This window comes from Massilia sp. PAMC28688 (assembly GCF_019443445.1).
Lineage (GTDB): Bacteria > Pseudomonadota > Gammaproteobacteria > Burkholderiales > Burkholderiaceae_D > Telluria_A.
Window position 1 is genome coordinate 2,006,534 of record NZ_CP080378.1, and the last position, 15,752, is coordinate 2,022,285.

At 62.9% G+C, this 15,752-nt stretch carries 16 protein-coding genes and 1 pseudogene; 10 read left to right on the forward strand and 7 right to left on the reverse strand.

Translation table 11 applies throughout. The features are described from left to right. Positions 1-3 precede the first annotated feature (3 nt). From KY495_RS09060 to KY495_RS09085, 7 genes are all read right to left on the reverse strand, one after another. On the reverse strand, positions 4-789 hold the full coding sequence (locus tag KY495_RS09060; RefSeq protein ID WP_219883324.1) for an enoyl-CoA hydratase/isomerase family protein: 786 nt from the start codon (positions 787-789) through the stop codon (positions 4-6). A gap of 9 nt (positions 790-798) precedes the next feature. Then, positions 799-2,406, reverse strand: a complete 1,608-nt coding sequence (locus KY495_RS09065; RefSeq protein WP_219883325.1) for a carboxyl transferase domain-containing protein — start codon at positions 2,404-2,406, stop codon at positions 799-801. 8 nt (positions 2,407-2,414) lie between these two features. After that, positions 2,415-2,843, reverse strand: coding sequence for a YchJ family protein (locus KY495_RS09070; RefSeq protein ID WP_219883326.1), 429 nt, complete (start codon positions 2,841-2,843; stop codon positions 2,415-2,417). A gap of 523 nt (positions 2,844-3,366) precedes the next feature. Beyond that, the gene (locus KY495_RS09075) at positions 3,367-3,738 is read right to left on the reverse strand and encodes a LysM peptidoglycan-binding domain-containing protein (protein WP_219883327.1); all 372 of its coding nucleotides are present in this window, start codon (positions 3,736-3,738) and stop codon (positions 3,367-3,369) included. A gap of 336 nt (positions 3,739-4,074) precedes the next feature. Beyond that, positions 4,075-4,737 carry a HEAT repeat domain-containing protein gene (locus KY495_RS09080; RefSeq protein WP_219883328.1) on the reverse strand — a complete coding sequence of 221 codons (663 nt, stop codon included), beginning with the start codon at positions 4,735-4,737 and terminating at the stop codon, positions 4,075-4,077. Positions 4,738-4,885: 148 nt separating this feature from the next. Continuing rightward, positions 4,886-5,341, reverse strand: coding sequence for a hypothetical protein (locus KY495_RS24365; protein ID WP_374040997.1), 456 nt, complete (start codon positions 5,339-5,341; stop codon positions 4,886-4,888). After that, a complete protein-coding gene (locus KY495_RS09085; protein WP_219883329.1) occupies positions 5,278-6,486 on the reverse strand; it encodes a D-amino acid dehydrogenase in 1,209 nt (402 codons plus the stop codon). Before KY495_RS09085 ends, KY495_RS24365 begins: the two co-directional genes overlap by 64 nt. 131 nt (positions 6,487-6,617) lie before the next feature. On the opposite strand from KY495_RS09085, the gene KY495_RS09090 reads away from it, so the two are divergent. The 10 genes and pseudogenes from KY495_RS09090 to KY495_RS09135 all read left to right on the forward strand — a co-directional run bounded on the left by KY495_RS09090 (position 6,618) and on the right by KY495_RS09135 (position 15,750). Then, entirely contained in the window at positions 6,618-7,499 is an 882-nt protein-coding gene (locus KY495_RS09090) for an N-acetylmuramic acid 6-phosphate etherase (RefSeq protein ID WP_219883330.1), read from the forward strand. A gap of 31 nt (positions 7,500-7,530) precedes the next feature. Continuing rightward, entirely contained in the window at positions 7,531-8,805 is a 1,275-nt protein-coding gene (locus KY495_RS09095) for an MFS transporter (protein ID WP_219883331.1), read from the forward strand. 61 nt (positions 8,806-8,866) lie between these two features. Further along, positions 8,867-10,519, forward strand: coding sequence for a glycoside hydrolase family 10 protein (locus KY495_RS09100; protein ID WP_229518552.1), 1,653 nt, complete (start codon positions 8,867-8,869; stop codon positions 10,517-10,519). Continuing rightward, positions 10,519-11,433, forward strand: a complete 915-nt coding sequence (locus KY495_RS09105; RefSeq protein ID WP_219883332.1) for an N-acetylglucosamine kinase — start codon at positions 10,519-10,521, stop codon at positions 11,431-11,433. The genes KY495_RS09100 and KY495_RS09105 overlap by 1 nt, the downstream gene beginning before the upstream one ends. Then, positions 11,430-12,266 (forward strand): annotated as a pseudogene (locus KY495_RS24370) (N-acetylmuramoyl-L-alanine amidase); the annotation flags it as partial. The gene KY495_RS09105 and the pseudogene KY495_RS24370, both read left to right, overlap by 4 nt. Before the next feature lie 527 nt (positions 12,267-12,793). Then, on the forward strand, positions 12,794-13,393 hold the full coding sequence (locus KY495_RS09115; protein ID WP_219883333.1) for a M15 family metallopeptidase: 600 nt from the start codon (positions 12,794-12,796) through the stop codon (positions 13,391-13,393). 189 nt (positions 13,394-13,582) lie between these two features. Continuing rightward, positions 13,583-14,011 carry a DUF2170 family protein gene (locus tag KY495_RS09120; protein ID WP_219883334.1) on the forward strand — a complete coding sequence of 143 codons (429 nt, stop codon included), beginning with the start codon at positions 13,583-13,585 and terminating at the stop codon, positions 14,009-14,011. A 10-nt stretch (positions 14,012-14,021) separates the two neighbouring features. Further along, positions 14,022-14,735, forward strand: a complete 714-nt coding sequence (locus KY495_RS09125; protein WP_219883335.1) for a PspA/IM30 family protein — start codon at positions 14,022-14,024, stop codon at positions 14,733-14,735. Between the two features lie 9 nt (positions 14,736-14,744). Further along, positions 14,745-15,086 (forward strand): hypothetical protein, encoded by a 342-nt coding sequence (locus tag KY495_RS09130; protein ID WP_219883336.1) that lies wholly within the window; start codon positions 14,745-14,747, stop codon positions 15,084-15,086. Between the two features lie 34 nt (positions 15,087-15,120). Next, positions 15,121-15,750 (forward strand): ubiquinone biosynthesis protein, encoded by a 630-nt coding sequence (locus KY495_RS09135; RefSeq protein ID WP_219883337.1) that lies wholly within the window; start codon positions 15,121-15,123, stop codon positions 15,748-15,750. Positions 15,751-15,752: the final 2 nt, after the last annotated feature.

Sequence of the window (15,752 nt, forward strand, 5' to 3'; positions counted from 1 at the left end):
ATCTCATGCCAGCCAGGAAGGCTTGCGCTTTTCCAGGAAAGACGCGACGCCCTCGCGGCCCTCGTCCGACGAGCGGATGTTGGCGATACGCTCTGCCGTGTCCACCACCAGCGCGCTGTCGACCGATTTGCCGGTCACTTCGCGCACCAGTACTTTGGCTTCGCGCACGGCGTTGGGGCTGCTGGTGACGAGCGACTTGACGATCGATTCCACATGCGCGTCAAGGGTATCGGCGCCGATGATGTCATGCACAAAGCCGATGCGGTGCGCTTCCTGCGCCGTGAATTTTTCGGCAGTCAGGAAGTAGCGGCGCGCCGCATTCTCGCCCATCGCCTTGATGACATACGGCGAAATGGTGGCGGGAATCAGGCCAAGCTTGACTTCGGACAGGCAGAAATTGGCGCCGCTGGCAGCGACCGCGATATCGCATGCTGCGACCAGGCCCATGCCGCCGGCGTAGCAGTCGCCCTGCACCTTGGCCACAACGGGCTTGGGGCACAGGTAGATCACGCGCAGCATGTCGGCCAGTTTCTCGGCGTCGTCGACATTGTCGCTGTACGAGTAGCCTGCCATTTTCTTCATCCAGTTCAGGTCCGCGCCGGCGCAAAAGGCCGGGCCGTTTGCCGCCAGCACAATGGCGCGCACGCTGTCCATGCGGCCAAGGTCGGTGAACACGAGCGACAGTTCGGCGATCGAAAACTCGTTGAACGCGTTGCGCACATCCGGACGGTTCAGGGTGACGGTGGCCACATAGCCTTCGATGGCGACGGTGAGGGTTTGGAATTCCATGGCAGATCCTTACATGCGGAAGACACCGAATCTGGTGTCTTCGATTTCGGCATTCAATGCAGCCGACAGTCCCAGGCCCAGCACCATGCGGGTGTCGGCCGGGTCGATCACGCCATCATCCCACAGACGCGCGGTGGCGTAGTACGGGTGACCCTGGTGCTCGTACTGCTCCTTGATGGGCTGCTTGAAGGCCGCTTCTTCTTCCGGCGACCATTGTCCGCCCTTTCCTTCGATGCCGTCGCGCTTGACCGTGGCCAGCACGGACGCTGCCTGGTCGCCGCCCATGACCGAGATGCGCGCGTTTGGCCACATCCACAAAAAGCGCGGCGAAAACGCGCGCCCGCACATGCCGTAATTGCCGGCGCCGAAGCTGCCGCCAATGATGACGGTGAACTTTGGCACCGCTGCGGTAGCCACCGCCGTCACCATCTTGGCGCCATTGCGGGCGATGCCTTCGTTTTCGTACTTGCGGCCCACCATGAAGCCGGTAATATTTTGCAGGAACACGAGCGGGATCTTGCGCTGGCAGCACAGCTCAATGAAGTGCGTGCCCTTGAGCGCGGACTCCGAAAACAGGATGCCGTTGTTGGCGATGATGCCGACCTTGACGCCGTAGATATGGGCAAAGCCGCAAATGAGGGTAGTGCCGTAGCGGGCCTTGAATTCATCAAACTCGCTGCCGTCGACAATGCGCGCGATCACTTCGCGCACATCGAAGGGCTTGCGCGTATCCACCGGGATGACGCCATACAGTTCTTCCGGCGCGTACTTTGGCTCCACCGATTCGCGCAGCGCCATTTGCTGGGGCTTGGTGCGGTTCAGGTTCGATACGATCGTGCGGGCCAGCGACAGGGCGTGCAAATCGTTTTGCGCGAGGTGGTCGACCACGCCGGACAGGCGCGTGTGAACATCGCCGCCGCCGAGGTCTTCGGCCGTGACCACTTCGCCGGTAGCCGCTTTCACCAGCGGCGGGCCGCCCAGGAAAATGGTCCCCTGTTCCTTGACGATGATGGATTCGTCGCTCATGGCCGGCACGTAGGCGCCGCCGGCGGTGCAGGAACCCATGACCACGGCAATTTGCGGGATGCCCTTGGCCGACAGGTTGGCCTGGTTATAGAAGATGCGGCCGAAATGGTCGCGGTCCGGGAACACGTCGTCCTGATTGGGCAGGTTGGCGCCGCCCGAATCGACCAGGTAAATGCACGGCAGCGCGTTCTGCTCGGCGATTTCCTGGGCGCGCAGGTGCTTCTTGACCGTCATGGGATAGTAGGTGCCGCCCTTGACGGTGGCGTCGTTACAGACGATCACGCACTCCTGGCCGGACACGCGGCCAATGCCGGTAATGATGCCGGCAGCCGGGGCGGCGCCGTCATACATCTCGTAGGCGGCCAGCTGCGAGAATTCGAGGAAGGGCGTGCCGGGATCGAGCAGCATCTGCACGCGGTCGCGCGGCAGCAGCTTGCCGCGGGCGACATGCTTGGCGCTGGCGGCGGCACCGCCCCCGGCGGCCATGGCCGAAACCTTGGCGCGCAGGTCGTCCACAATGCTTTGCATGGCCGCCGCGTTGGCCTTGAAGTCGTCGCTGCGCGGATTGAGTTTGCTGTCGATAAGAGGCATTGCGATCCTTATTTGTCCGGGAAACTGCCGTCCAGGTAAAACCAGCGCGCCACGCCGCCGGCTTGCTCGCGCACGAAACGGCTGACCTCGTGCAGGCGATGGGCCCGGCCATTGATCTTGTAGCGCGCCACGAATTCTACGGTATCGGCGTCTTGTGATTCTGGCAATTCTGCTTTACGTTGACGTAAACGTAAAGCAGATTTTACCTCAAGTCCCAGCCACTGTAATCGCTCATTTGGGTCAATGATGGGGCCATCGGGCACGGTGCTGGGATGCCAGGTGGCGCGCAGGTAAGCTTCGTTTTGCTGCTTGTAGGCGGTATAGCGCGAGCGCATGAGTGCTTCGGGCGTTTGGGGCACGGCGTCAGCGGACAGGTAAGGGCCGCAGCAAGTGGCAAGGGAGGGGCCGCCGCAGGGGCAGGTGCTCGGTGTGGGCATGGCGGAAGGTCATTGGATAACCTTGTAATTATCCGACATATTTGCAGAACGGGGGACCGGCGATGGAATGAGATGAGCTTGAGCATTCCAGCACGTGAAGGCGATCTCGCCGGCAGGAGTGGATCGCTCCTGCCGCTACTTGTCAGCCGCTACTCGTAATACTGGCTTGCCTCGGCCAAAAAACACCAGTTTCCCGCCCGGTCCGGGAACCAGCGACAACGAGCGGCCTTGTCCAGGCCAATGGAGAACCGGCGTTTTGCCTAGTGCCATTTGCTTGCGCACTGCCGCCAGGCCGGCGGCACTGACGTTCGCGATGCGCGTGCTTCCGAACTATACAAGAGGTCTACCATGCCACGTGTTCTCACGGTACGATCGAGAAAAACTACATCTTCTCGAACAGGGGGGAATGTTGACGTAGCTAAACTTCAATGGGTTTTAGAAGCCCTGGTAAGCGAATGAAACCAGGGCTTTTTTATATGTCGGGCGTCGACCCAACAGAGACACTTTCAGGAAGCGGTCACGCTCATGGGGCGGTCAGCCTCAGCTGCCTGCCAACCTGCAGTTCCCTTGGATGGTTCACGTTATTCCATTTGGCGAGATTGCCGTGGCTGATCCCGTTTTTCTCCGCGATATCCCACAGGGTGTCGCCCTTTTCCACCACGTACATGCCATCTCCGCTACCCTCGGTCGCGCCGGCAACCGATGCGCCTACGGCGCCCGTGACAGGTGCCGATACCACCTCGCCATTCCCGGTAGTCGGCGGCACGGTCGATACCACGGCAGGAGGCTCGACAGGCACTATAACGGCAGGGGCCGTAGCGACCGGCGCAGGCTCTTCTTTCGAACATGCGCCCAATAAAGCAACACAAGCCATTGCGGTGAGTAGTTTTTTCATATCGTTCCCCTTAAAGATGTTTGAAAGAATATGCCGCCCCGTAATAGTGATGCGCCGCTGACTTCCACGCTGCGGCTCTCGGGAACGCCACACAACCGACAGTATGTTCCCCTAATGAGAATTCAGCGCTAATTGTCAAATCTTCCTGAATCTTCCTTCATCTTCGCCAAAATTCCGATATTTATACTCATCGCGTGCGGCAACTGTTTCGCTAGAGAAGTGCTCGCTGCGACGGGAGACTTCAAGGTTATCGAGGTGTTCTTGGCCGACCACCGCCGATGTCCTCGGGGCTACGGCACGGTCCGATCTCGGCAGCTGTCGCCGCAAAGCCGACGTTCAAGTCTCCGGATTCGGCGCCGAATAGTTTCGCGTCGTCGGAAACGGAATCTCGATCGCCAGCTCATCGGCGTACTTGCGAGCCAGCGAGACCAAATGCTCTCGTCCATCCTCTTGGGCTAGCGAAAGATAGATAGGGAATAGCTTCGAACCGATGGTCTTCAGTGCGGATAGCGCTCCCATTCGCGGGTACTCCTCGCCGGTATCCCAAGCGGCCACCGCAAGCGCGGGAACTGCTGCCGATTGAATTGCGGCCAGGGAAAGCAACGCGAGCCGTCGCGTACGCTCATGCTCGTCCCGCATAAATTCGATTAACAAAGCTTCAGCCTCATCGCGACGCTCGATGCAATGTCCGAGCTGTTCGGCAATGTCGTCGCCCGCAATGCCACCTCTCGCAAGGGAGTGCTTGGCTATCGCCAACGTCATCAATTCGCTCTGGGTGACCAGTTCTGCGATGTAGTTCGTGCTGGACTGTTCCAGAAGGTAGAGCAGGTCCGTGACGTCGTCTTCAGACCAGTCTCGCGGCTGAACACGCGCTAAGAAATGTTGCAAAGCACTGACAACGCCACCCTCACTCCACCAGTAGTCGTATTGGTCAACCCAGCGGTTCGTGGTGAGCCACGTCCGCACCTTTTCGACTTCGGCATGAAAATCGGTTGTCATATATGGATCCGTTCAGACATTGGGGCGCATTTGATCTCACGCAATTTCGTTCGGGGCATCCTGTCAGGGCCCTGCCGCGACCACCGATTGAATCCACACCCCCAAACCGGACCTTCAGGTGGGCGCGTGGCGCAAGTGGGCTAGTCAGTCACAAAAGGGTGATTAAAGTCGTCCGATAATTCGCCATTAGGTCAGGCAGCCGCGCGACAACGTCCTCAAGTTCTCCCGCGGCCTCCTCGCTCAAACGCTCGGTTTCAGACTGCACAATCGCAAGGGATTGCAACAGGGCATATAGAGAATCACCCTGGATTAGGCATCCAGGAAAATTTCGTCCGGGATGTCGCATTACCACCGCATTTGACTGATCAGAAAAGATCTCGACTTCTTGACGATACATAGGATCCATAAGTGATGAGCAAAGTGGACAGGCTGCTCTTGGCCGAGGGCGGACTGTCGAGCAATGGTGGCAGCTTGCCAAGCGGAAAGCAGCCTCAACGATTTTGCCCGGCAAGACCCGCCAATACGTGGTCATTAGGCGTTCTACAGCAGCGTTTCGGTGGACACGCCCCGCATCAAACCGCTCAGGACCCTGGCCGAGCCACATGCAAAGGTGAAGCCAAGCGCGCCGTGGCCGACATTGAGAAACAAGTTCTGGATCTTCGTCGCACCAATCATCGGCGCACTGTCCGGCGTCGCCGGCCGCAAGCCAGCCCAGGCAGTGATGTTGCCGTAGTCGGCAGCAGCGGGCATCATGGCTTTTACCTGCCGGATCAAGCCGTCAATGCGCTGCTGGTCGAGGCCCGTGTCCGCCCCCACAATGTCAGCCATCGCTGCCACACGCAGCCGGTCGCCAATGCGCGCGTACAGCACCTTGCGCTCGAAATCGGTCACGCTCACTTCCAGGCCACCGGGAACGATGGGCGCCGTGAGACTGTAGCCTTTGATCGGGTACAAGGGCAGATAGACCCCGGCCGTGGCGGCAAGTTCACGGCTCTGAATGCCCGCTGCCAGCACGAACCTGTCGGCACCCAGCACACCCGCATCCGACATTACCGATGTGATCACGCCACCCTCAACCGTCAGCGATTGTGCCTGCGCCTGCACTACGCCATCGCAGCGCGGATGGGCTTTCACGCGCGCGGCAAGCACCTGGCAAAAGGCATGGCAGTCAGCCACCGCTTCGCCGGCGTTGAAAATGCCGCCTGCCAGAATGCCCTGTGCCGCTGCCAGGGCCGGCTCCCGCTCGACACACTGCGCTGCGGTCAGCACCTCACCCGTTCCCGCCCGTGCCGCTGCCTTGCTGAACGCGCCGGCTGACCTGTACACGATCAGCTTGCCCGCCTCCCGCCACGCAAAATCTTCCTTTGGAACAATCGGTTCGATGCGCGCCATCTCCTGGCGGCTCAGTTCCCCCAGCAGCAGCAAGCGCTCGGTGGTCTTGCGGTTCACATCCGCCCGGCAATGCATGAGAAACTGCCACAGCCAGCGCCACTGGCGCGGGTCAGCCTCCAGCCGGAAGCGCAGCGGCCCATCCTTTTGCATCAACCACTGCAGCGCCTTGAGCGGTACACCGGCATCGGCAAACGGCGACACGTACTTGTAACTGAGCTGCCCACCATTGCTGTGGCTGGCCCCGGCAGCCATCATGGGCGACTTTTCCAGCAGGGTCACCCGATAACCCGCTTCCAGCAGCCACCACGCCGATGTCAGGCCGATCACACCGCCGCCGATCACGAGAACTTGCTGCATGAGAATCCGTTTTCCATATGGATGGCTGAGTATGCCCTGTTCCCGGCGCGCGCAGCAACGCCGCACGCTTGCCCTGAACGCATCAGCGATTGGTATTACACTCGGGATATCGAAACCAAGCAAGGGCGCGCATGCTGAAGACTGAAACTCCCGATTCGCGGCATGCCGACCTGGACCTGTATTCGACCGACAAGCTGGTGGCCGCTCTGGTGGACGACCAGTTCCATGCGGTCGATGCCGTGAAGACTGCCGCCGCTGCCATCGCCCAGGCAGTCGACGCCGCCCTGCCGCGCATCGAGGCCGGCGGGCGCCTGATTTACGTGGGCGCGGGCACCTCCGGCCGCCTGGGCGTGCTCGACAGCGTGGAACTCTACCCGACTTTTTCCTGGCCGCATGACCGCGCCATTGCCTTGCTCGCCGGTGGCAGCGAAGCCATGTTCGTGGCCGTGGAGGGCGCGGAAGACGACTCTCCCATGGGTGCGGCCGACTTGCGCGAAGTCCATCCTGCTGCAAACGATGTGGTCTTGCTGCTGGCCGCGTCCGGTGGCACGCCCTACGTGCTGGGCGCCCTGCGTGCGGCCAAGGCGGCTGGCTGCCTCACCATTGGCTTTGCCAACAACCCCGGCGCACCGGTGGTGACGGAGGCCGAGATCGGCATCACACTCGATACCGGCGCCGAAGTTATTTCCGGCAGCACCCGGCTGAAGGCTGGTTCATCCCAAAAAATGGCGCTGAACACTTTTTCCAGTGCCTTGATGGTGCGTTTGAACAAAGTTTACGGCAACCTGATGGTAGACTTGAAGCCAACCAACGCCAAGCTGGTGGCGCGCGCAGTTCGCCTGACGATGTTCGCCACCGGCGCCGATGAAGTTGCGGCGCGCGCGGTGCTGGAAAAGTGCAACTTCCATGTCAAGGTCGCCATCGTGGCCCTGACCAAAAAAACCAGTATCGACCAGGCCCGGGGGCTGCTCGAGGCGGCGCACGGCAGTGTCCGCCAGGCGTTGTCCATGTAGGCTCCCAGTTCTGTTCGATCGCGAAAGAGTTATGCAAAAAGAACAGACACAAAGCCCGTGGAGCTGGATTCCGTCGCTGTACTTCCTGCAGGCATTGCCATACGTGGTGGTCATGACCCTGTCGACCATCATCTACAAGGCGCGCGGCATCGGCAATGATGAGATGGCCTTTTATACCAGCATGCTGTACTTGCCATGGGTTATCAAGCCCCTGTGGTCCCCGCTGGTGGAACTGTTCAGTACCAAGCGCACCTGGACTGTCGTCTTGCAACTGATCATTGGTATCTCCCTGGTGGTGACGGGTTTTGCCATGCAATTGCCGAATTTTTTTATCATCAGTATCGCGGTCTTGTGGGTCATGGCCTTTGCTTCCGCGACGCACGATATTGCTGCCGATGGCTTCTACATGCTGGGGCTCAAGGAACACCAGCAGGCTGCCTTTGTGGGGGTGCGCAGCACGTTCTACCGGATTGCGACCATTGCCGGCGGTGGCGTCCTGGCCTGGCTGGGCGGGGAACTAACCAAGCGCACGGGCGACGCCGGCTTTGCCTGGTCGGTCGTGTTCTTTGTGTTGGCGGGCATTTTTATCGCCTTGTTCGCCTACCACGCTTACAGGCTGCCGCGCCCGGCCGACGACAAGGCCGTTGTCGTCACTGACAATACGGCCAAGGAATTCGTCGCCACCTTTGTCTCGTTTTTCAAAAAACCTGAAATCTGGCTCATTCTCGGCTTCATCCTCACGTACCGCCTGGGCGAATCCCAGCTGCTCAAGATGGCCATCCCCTTCATGATGGATCCTGCCGCCAAGGGTGGACTGGGGCTGACCACGGAACAGGTCGGCCTCGCTTACGGCACCATCGGCATCATCGCCCTGACCATCGGCGGCCTGCTGGGCGGCTACTTCATCTCCCGCGTCGGCTTGAAGCGCGCCCTGTGGCCAATGGTGTTTGCGGTCCACACGCCGGACCTGATCTTCGTTTATATGTCCAGTACCCTGCCGGATAGTTTCGTCCTCATCACCGCATGCCTGGCCATTGAGCAGATGGGCTATGGCTTCGGCTTTACCGCACTGATGATGTTTATGATCATGGTGTCGCAGGGCGAGCATAAAACCGCCCATTACTCCATCTGCACCGGCCTCATGGCGCTGGGCATGATGGTGCCCGGCATGTACAGCGGCCGGGTGCAGGAATTCCTCGGTTACCAGAATTTCTTTATTTATGTGTGCCTGATGACGCTGCCTGCATTCCTCATGGCCGCCCTGGTCAGGATTGATCCGGAGTTCGGCAAGAAAACACCTGAATGACGCTTTTGCTTTATGCTCTGCCTGCAAAAAAAAATGGCAGACTCGATAAGAAGGATTGGTTTTGCAGCCTAATTTAAAGAAACGCGCGTTTGCGCTGGCCGGGATCACGGGAGCGCTGACGCTGGGTGGCCTCATGGCCAGTTGCACGACAACTCCCCCTGCGCCCGTCAAGCCTGCGAAGCCGGTGCCCAAGCCGGCGCCCAAGCCGGTGCCCGGCACCGGACCGGTCCCGCCCCAGGCTGGCGCCCTGCAGCTCAACGCTCCGGCAGCGCCGCGTGAATTTCGCGCTGCGTGGGTGTCCACCGTGGCCAATATCGACTGGCCGAGCAAGCCCAATCTGCCCGCCGGTGAGCAGCAGGCCGAGGCCATTGCTATCCTGGACCGCGCCAGGGCCATGAACCTCAACGCCATCGTGCTGCAGGTGCGCCCCGGCGCCGACGCCATCTACGCTTCCGACATCGAACCGTGGAGCGAATACGTCAGCGGCACCCAGGGCAAGCCACCGCAGCCCTGGTACGACCCCCTCAAGTTCTGGGTCACCCAGGCGCATGCGCGCGGGCTGGAGCTGCACGCCTGGTTCAATCCTTACCGCGCGCGCCACGCCACGGCCAAGTCGCCCAACGCCCATAACCACGTGTCCAAAACCCTGCCGCAGGCAGTCAAGACCTATGGCCGCTACCAGTGGATGGACCCGGCCGAGGAAGCCGCGTCGCGCCAGACGCTGGCCGTCATTCTCGATGTGGTCAAGCGTTACGACATCGATGGCGTGCACATTGACGACTATTTTTATCCGTATCCGATTGAGGCGGGCCCCGAAGGCGCGCTTGATGGCGCTGGCGGCGGCAAGGGCGACGTCGACTTTCCCGACCAGCCGGCGTGGCAGCGCTACATCAGCGGCGGCGGCACGCTCACGCGGGCCGACTGGCGGCGCCAGAATGTGAACCAGCTGATCGAGTCGCTGTACAAGGGCATCCGCGCCGAAAAGAGCTGGGTACGCTTCGGCATCAGCCCCTTTGGCATCGGCCGTCCCGACCGCCGGCCCCCCGGCATCATCGGCTTTAGCCAGTACGACCGCCTGTATGCGGACGCCGAGCTGTGGCTGCAGAACGGCTGGGTCGACTACTTTTCGCCGCAGCTGTACTGGCCCATTGCCCAGGCGCCGCAGGCGTATGGCGTGCTGCTTGATTACTGGCACACCCAGAATCCGCACGGGCGCCATATCTGGCCCGGCCTGTTCACCAGCCGCATTGGTGCTGCCACCCGCGCGTACACACCGGATGAAATCGTGCAGCAGATCGGGGTCACCCGTACCCGTGCGGCGGCCAGCGGTCATGTCCACTTCAGCATGATCGCGCTGATGCAGAACCGCCAGGGGATCAGCGACCAGCTCAAGGCTGGCCATTACGCTACCGCGGCCCTGGTGCCGGCGTCGCCATGGCTTGGCAGCGGCGCGCCGGATGCACCCACGGTCAGCATCAAGCGTACCGGCACGGCACTCAGGCTCAAGCTGGCCAGCGCCAAACCCGTCACGCATTACGCGATCTGGTCGCGTCATGGCGCCAGCTGGCGCTTTGCGGTCGCTCCTGCCAAGGACAGCGAATGGACCGCGCCCGAGGACGCCGACGCCTTTGTGGTCAGTGCCATCGACCGTATTGGCAACGAGAGCGCGCGAGTGAGCATCATGGAGTCCAGGCCCGCCGCCAGGGCCGCGTAATGACGCACGGCGCCGGCCTGGGTATCGATGCGGGCGGCACGCGCACCCGCTGGGCGCTCGCCGGCAGCGATGGCGCCATAGTGGCCGAAGGCGAAGTTGGCGGCTTGTCAGGCCTGCAGCTTGCGAGCGAGGCTGGCCGCCACGCGGTGCAGGCCACGCTGACGCAGCTGGCGGCCGATGTGCATGTGCATTCCCGCGTTGCTGCCATCCGCGCCGGTGTTACCGGCATGGGCGACGGCGCCCTGCTGCATGCGCAGCTGGCGGCCCTGTTTTCGCTCCCGCCAGCAGCAATTGACCTGTCGAGCGACATCGAAATTGCCTACCTGGCCAGCTTTGCGCCAGGCGAGGGATACCTGGTCTATTCCGGCACCGGCTCGATTGGCGCCTTTATCGATACCGATGGCCAGTTCCACCGTGCCGGCGGGCGCGGCGTGCTGCTCGACGATGGCGGTGGCGGCTACTGGATCGCGCGCGAAGCGCTGCGCCACATCTGGCGCGGCGAGGACGAGGAACCGGGACGCTGGCGCACCTCGCCCATGGCGCATGCCGTGTTTGCGCAGATCGGCGGTGACGACTGGGCCCTGTCGCGCCAGTTCATGTATGGACAGGAGCGCGGTGCCATCGGCAAGCTGGCGCTGGCCGTCGCCGCCAGCGCCGACAACGACCCGGTCGCGGCGGCCATCCTGGCCCGGGCCGGGGGCGAACTGGCGCGGCTGGCGCTGGCGCTGTGCCAGCGATTTGGCCCACGGCCGCTGGTACTGGCCGGGCGCGCTGCCTTTATCCACGCTTCGATTCAAGTGGCAATGCGCAAAGCGCTGCCCGATGCGCTAAGCTTGACGCATACAGCCGCGCCTGCACACCATGCAGCTGCCCGCATTGCCGCCAACGCCACCACGATTCGACCTACGCCATGAAGATACTGATTCCTGTCCTGCTCACCGCCATCCTGGCCGGCTGCGCATCGCCGCCACCGCCGCCCCCCAAGCGTGTGCCTAAGCCTACTGCGGTCAAGCCGGCTGTCCCGGTCGCGCAGGGCATCGACATCGACCGCACCACGTATTCAGCGCTCGGGCAGAGCAGCCGGGTCAAGTTCGTGATCCTGCATTACACGGTGTCCAACTTGCCGACGTCGATCAAGATCCTCACCCAGCAGACGGTCAGCAGCCACTACCTGCTGACCGATGAAGTCCCGCCGCGCATTTATGGCCTGGTTGACGAGACGCGCCAGTCCAATCACGCCGGTGTCTCGCACTGGAAGAACTTCACGCTCCTTAATGGCAGCTCGATCGGTATCGAGATTGTCCATCCCGGTTTTACGGAAGGCCCCAACGGGCGTATCTGGCATCCCTATCCACAGGCCCAGATCGACCGCCTGATCGTGCTGCTCAAGGATATCGTGGCGCGCCACCAGATCCCGCCCGAGAATATCCTCGGCCACGTCGACATTGCGCCCACGCGCAAGCAGGACCCGGGGCCGATGTTCCCGTGGTACCAGCTGGCCCAGCACGGCCTGATCGTGTGGCCGGATGCGGCCCGCGTGGCCTCGGCGCTGGCGGTCTATGCGCCGCAGGCACCTGACGTGGTGTGGTTCCAGCAGCGGCTGGCGCACTTTGGCTATGTGCTGCCGGTTACCGGGGAACTGGACAGGCTTACCCGCGCCACGATTGCGGCGTTCCAGATGAAATACCGCCCGAGCAGCTTCGATGGCACGCCGGACGCCCATACGGCCGCCATCCTGTGGGCCATCACGCCGGACTTCAAGGAGCCGCCCCCGGCGCCGCCGGTCACCAGGACCTTCCAGGTCATTATTCCGCCTGCGGCCACCACGCCACCTGCCATTCCGGCTACGCCTGTGACACCAGCCACGCCAACAACGCCGGCGGTGCCGCCGGCCACCCCGGCGTCGGTCTTGCCAGGCACGCAGCTTCCGCCATCGGCTCCCGCGACGCCTGCCGCGCCACCGGTCCAGGTAACGCCGGCCGTGCCGCCAGCGCCCGGCACGGCGCCGGCCCCCATCCCACCAGCGCCGGCTACCGTGCCGCAGCCTGCACCTGCAGTCCCAGCACCCGCCGTGGTACCGCAAACGGCGCCTCCGGCGAGCACACCGGTGCCACAGGCCGCGCCTCCGGCGCTCGTACCTGCCCGGCCGGCGACGCCACCGGCGGGCGACGCGTTAGCGCCGCAGCAGCAGGGTGTCGTACCCGATCCGGCTGCGCCGCCCGCCGGCACCGCGCCGCAGCCCTCACCCGGCACGCCGGTACCACCAGCTGCCTGATGCAGATCGAGGCCATTGGCAGCAGTGGCGAGTTCCGGCACCTTTCCACCATCGCCGGCATTGCGGTCGACCTGCGCTACGCGACCCCGCATAATTTTGCGGGGCGCGATCTGTACTCACCATTTGACTGCGCCTGGCTGCATCGGGAAGCGGCCGCAGGCCTGGAACAGGTTGTGGCCTGGCTCGCCGCCGCGCGCCCCGGCTGCACCGCCCTGGTGCTGGACGCGCTGCGCCCGCAGCGCGTCCAGGAACAGCTGTGGGACACGCTCGACGGCACGGGCTTGCAGATGTACCTGGCCGAGCCGGCCCGCGGCTCCATTCATTCCTTCGGCATGGCACTCGACATCACGCTGCTTGACGCCGACGGCAATGAGCTGGACATGGGCACGGGCTTCGATGACCTCAGCGAGCGTTCGCAACCGGTCCTCGAAAGCCATTTCCTGGCGCGCGGCGAACTGACCGCGCGGCAGATCGCCAACCGCCAGCTGCTGCGCGAGGCCATGGCCCAGGGCGGCTTTGCCGGCATTGCCAGCGAGTGGTGGCACTACGATTGTGGCAACCGCGACCTGGTGCGGGCGACTTACCAGCGCATTCTCTAGGCACTTTCCCCGGGCCGCCCGCGCCGCTGGCATCCAGATCAATCTTTCCTCACAAAAAACTTTCCAAATTTCATTAGTTGTCATAATATGCTTTGACATTTTATGTCTGCGCGTTATACTTTGACATATTATGTCGTACGCGCCCCGCCTGCGGGATCATTGAAGTGCCGACTCGTGCAAGGATGTGTCATGGAAGTGGCGAAGAAACAGATGATGGACATTGAACAGGCGCTGGCATTGCGCATTGGTTCGGTGGGGGTGAGCAGCACGCTGCTGCCGCCTGGCGACGACCAGGGCGTGCCCGTGATGCGCTTTTGCATCGAAGGGCTGGAAGAGTTGCCGGTGTTCGTCACCGGCTCGCCCAGCCAGGTCCTGTGCATCTGCTACCTGTGGACCGAAGAGGAAATCCGCCCCGAGCGCCGCGCCGACATGCTCGAAGCGATGATGGACCTGAACATGGCCATCCCGCTGTCCAATTTCGGGCGCCTGGGCGGGCATTACGTGCTGTTCGGCTCCCTGGCGCATGACGCCAGCGCCGCCAGCATCGCCACCGACGTGGCAATGGTTGCCGACAATGCGTTCGAAGCCCTGGACGTCTTTACCGAATTTCTCAAATAAGGAGAGCATCATGGCTGTCTTTTCCAAGATCCTGACAATGCTGCGCGGCGACGTGCGCGAGATCGGGCAAAGCATCGTTGACAACAATGCCAACCGCATCTACGAGCAGGAAATCGTGGAAGCAAAGGCCCACGTGGCCACGGCGCGCCAGGACCTGACCGCCGTCATGGCCAAGGAAATGCAGGCAACGCGCGAAATCGAGCGCCTGGCAGGCGAAGTGCGCCGCTTCGAAGCGCTGGCGCTGGAAGCGCTGCACAAGAAGCAGGACGCCCTGGCCGAGGAAGTGGCCGCCAAGGTGGCCGACATCGAAGTGGCCCTGGCCGAGCAGACCGCCGCGCGCGATACCTTTGCCGGCCACATCGTGCGCCTGAAAGGCTTGATCCGCAATGCCGAAACCACGCTGCGCGAGCACGAGCGCGAGCTGGCAATGGCCAAGACCACCGAAAGCGTGTACCGCGCCACGGCCACCATCTCGAACAGCATGGGCAGCAGCGGCTCGAAGCTAATGAGCGCCAAGGAATCGCTCGAACGCATCAAGCAGCGCCACCAGGACACGGCCGACCGCATGGAAGCGGCCGACGTGCTGGAAGGCGAAATGGGGCACAAGGCGCTGGAGCGCAAGCTGGAAGCGGCCGGCATCGGCGCGACCGCCAGCCGCACCTCGGAAGTGATGGCGCGCCTGCACGCAAAGGCGCAGCAATCCGGCGGCGCCAAGCCGGAATAGGGGGACGGCATGGTACGCAGTTCCGCGCGCTGGAGTGGGTCCGACGCTGCCCTGCGCTCGGTGCAGGTGGCCTTTGACGTCGAAAAGCAGGTGATCGATGCGGTGCGCTACGCCGCCTTCAAGAACCAGCTCTCGCCGTCCGACCAGATCCGCACCATCCTGGGCCTGCCCTGCACCACCAGGCCGGTGCGCCCGCGCCTGACCGTCACCCTCAGCGACGCCGACTACGCGCTGCTGGGCCAGCGCTTCGGCCTCGCACCGGAGGACAAGCGCAAGATCAAGGATGCCTTGCACGAGACCCTGATCGCCTTTGCCCGGGAACAGAAGGCGCCCGGCATTGGCCAGATGTGATGTCGCCTAGACCAACCAATAAGGCATTTTCCGCATGACTCTCTGGCAGCTCCTTGGCAGTTTTCCTACCGCGATTCCCACCGTCCTGCTGGCCGTGCTGCTCATTTACTGGCTGCTGTCGCTGGTGGGCCTGGCCGACATGGGCGAGGCCATCGACATCGATGCGGGCCACGCCGATGGCGCCGGCATTCACACCCTGGCCGGATACCTGGTGGCCCTGGGCCTGGGCGGGGTACCGCTGTCGGTGGCGGCCAGCGTGCTGGTGTTCTTCACCTGGCTTGGCACGGCCCTGATGCACCAGTACCTGCTGGCGTGGCTGCCGTGGGACTGGCCGCGCTACCTGGCCGGCACCGCGGTCCTGCTGCTGGCGGCCGCCCTGTCGCTGCCGATTGCGGCGCGGCTGCTGCGTCCCATGCGCGGCCTGTTCGTGCGCCATGCGGCAGCGGGCAACGCCAGCCTGGTGGGACGCGATTGCCGGGTCGTGACGCAGACGGTCGATGCCCGCTTTGGCCGCGCCGAAGTGCAGGGACAAGGCAGCAGCATCAATATCCGCATCTGGGCGCGTGAGCCAAACACGCTGTCCAGGCATTCGCGCGCCATCATCGTCGCCTACGATGAGGCAAGCGGGCAGTTCGAAGTACAGCAGGCACCTGGCGACCAGTAAGC

Coding starts and splice junctions, on each gene's coding strand:
- KY495_RS09130 (WP_219883336.1), top strand. CDS start 14,745: ATGGTACGCAGTTCCGCGCGCTGGAGTGGGTCCGACGCTGCCCTGCGC.
- KY495_RS09120 (WP_219883334.1), top strand. CDS start 13,583: ATGGAAGTGGCGAAGAAACAGATGATGGACATTGAACAGGCGCTGGCA.
- KY495_RS09085 (WP_219883329.1), bottom strand. CDS start 6,486: ATGCAGCAAGTTCTCGTGATCGGCGGCGGTGTGATCGGCCTGACATCG.
- KY495_RS09080 (WP_219883328.1), bottom strand. CDS start 4,737: ATGACAACCGATTTTCATGCCGAAGTCGAAAAGGTGCGGACGTGGCTC.
- KY495_RS09115 (WP_219883333.1), top strand. CDS start 12,794: ATGCAGATCGAGGCCATTGGCAGCAGTGGCGAGTTCCGGCACCTTTCC.
- KY495_RS09095 (WP_219883331.1), top strand. CDS start 7,531: ATGCAAAAAGAACAGACACAAAGCCCGTGGAGCTGGATTCCGTCGCTG.
- KY495_RS09060 (WP_219883324.1), bottom strand. CDS start 789: ATGGAATTCCAAACCCTCACCGTCGCCATCGAAGGCTATGTGGCCACC.
- KY495_RS09125 (WP_219883335.1), top strand. CDS start 14,022: ATGGCTGTCTTTTCCAAGATCCTGACAATGCTGCGCGGCGACGTGCGC.
- KY495_RS09090 (WP_219883330.1), top strand. CDS start 6,618: ATGCTGAAGACTGAAACTCCCGATTCGCGGCATGCCGACCTGGACCTG.
- KY495_RS09135 (WP_219883337.1), top strand. CDS start 15,121: ATGACTCTCTGGCAGCTCCTTGGCAGTTTTCCTACCGCGATTCCCACC.
- KY495_RS09075 (WP_219883327.1), bottom strand. CDS start 3,738: ATGAAAAAACTACTCACCGCAATGGCTTGTGTTGCTTTATTGGGCGCA.
- KY495_RS24365 (WP_374040997.1), bottom strand. CDS start 5,341: ATGTGGCTCGGCCAGGGTCCTGAGCGGTTTGATGCGGGGCGTGTCCAC.
- KY495_RS09070 (WP_219883326.1), bottom strand. CDS start 2,843: ATGCCCACACCGAGCACCTGCCCCTGCGGCGGCCCCTCCCTTGCCACT.
- KY495_RS09065 (WP_219883325.1), bottom strand. CDS start 2,406: ATGCCTCTTATCGACAGCAAACTCAATCCGCGCAGCGACGACTTCAAG.
- KY495_RS09105 (WP_219883332.1), top strand. CDS start 10,519: ATGACGCACGGCGCCGGCCTGGGTATCGATGCGGGCGGCACGCGCACC.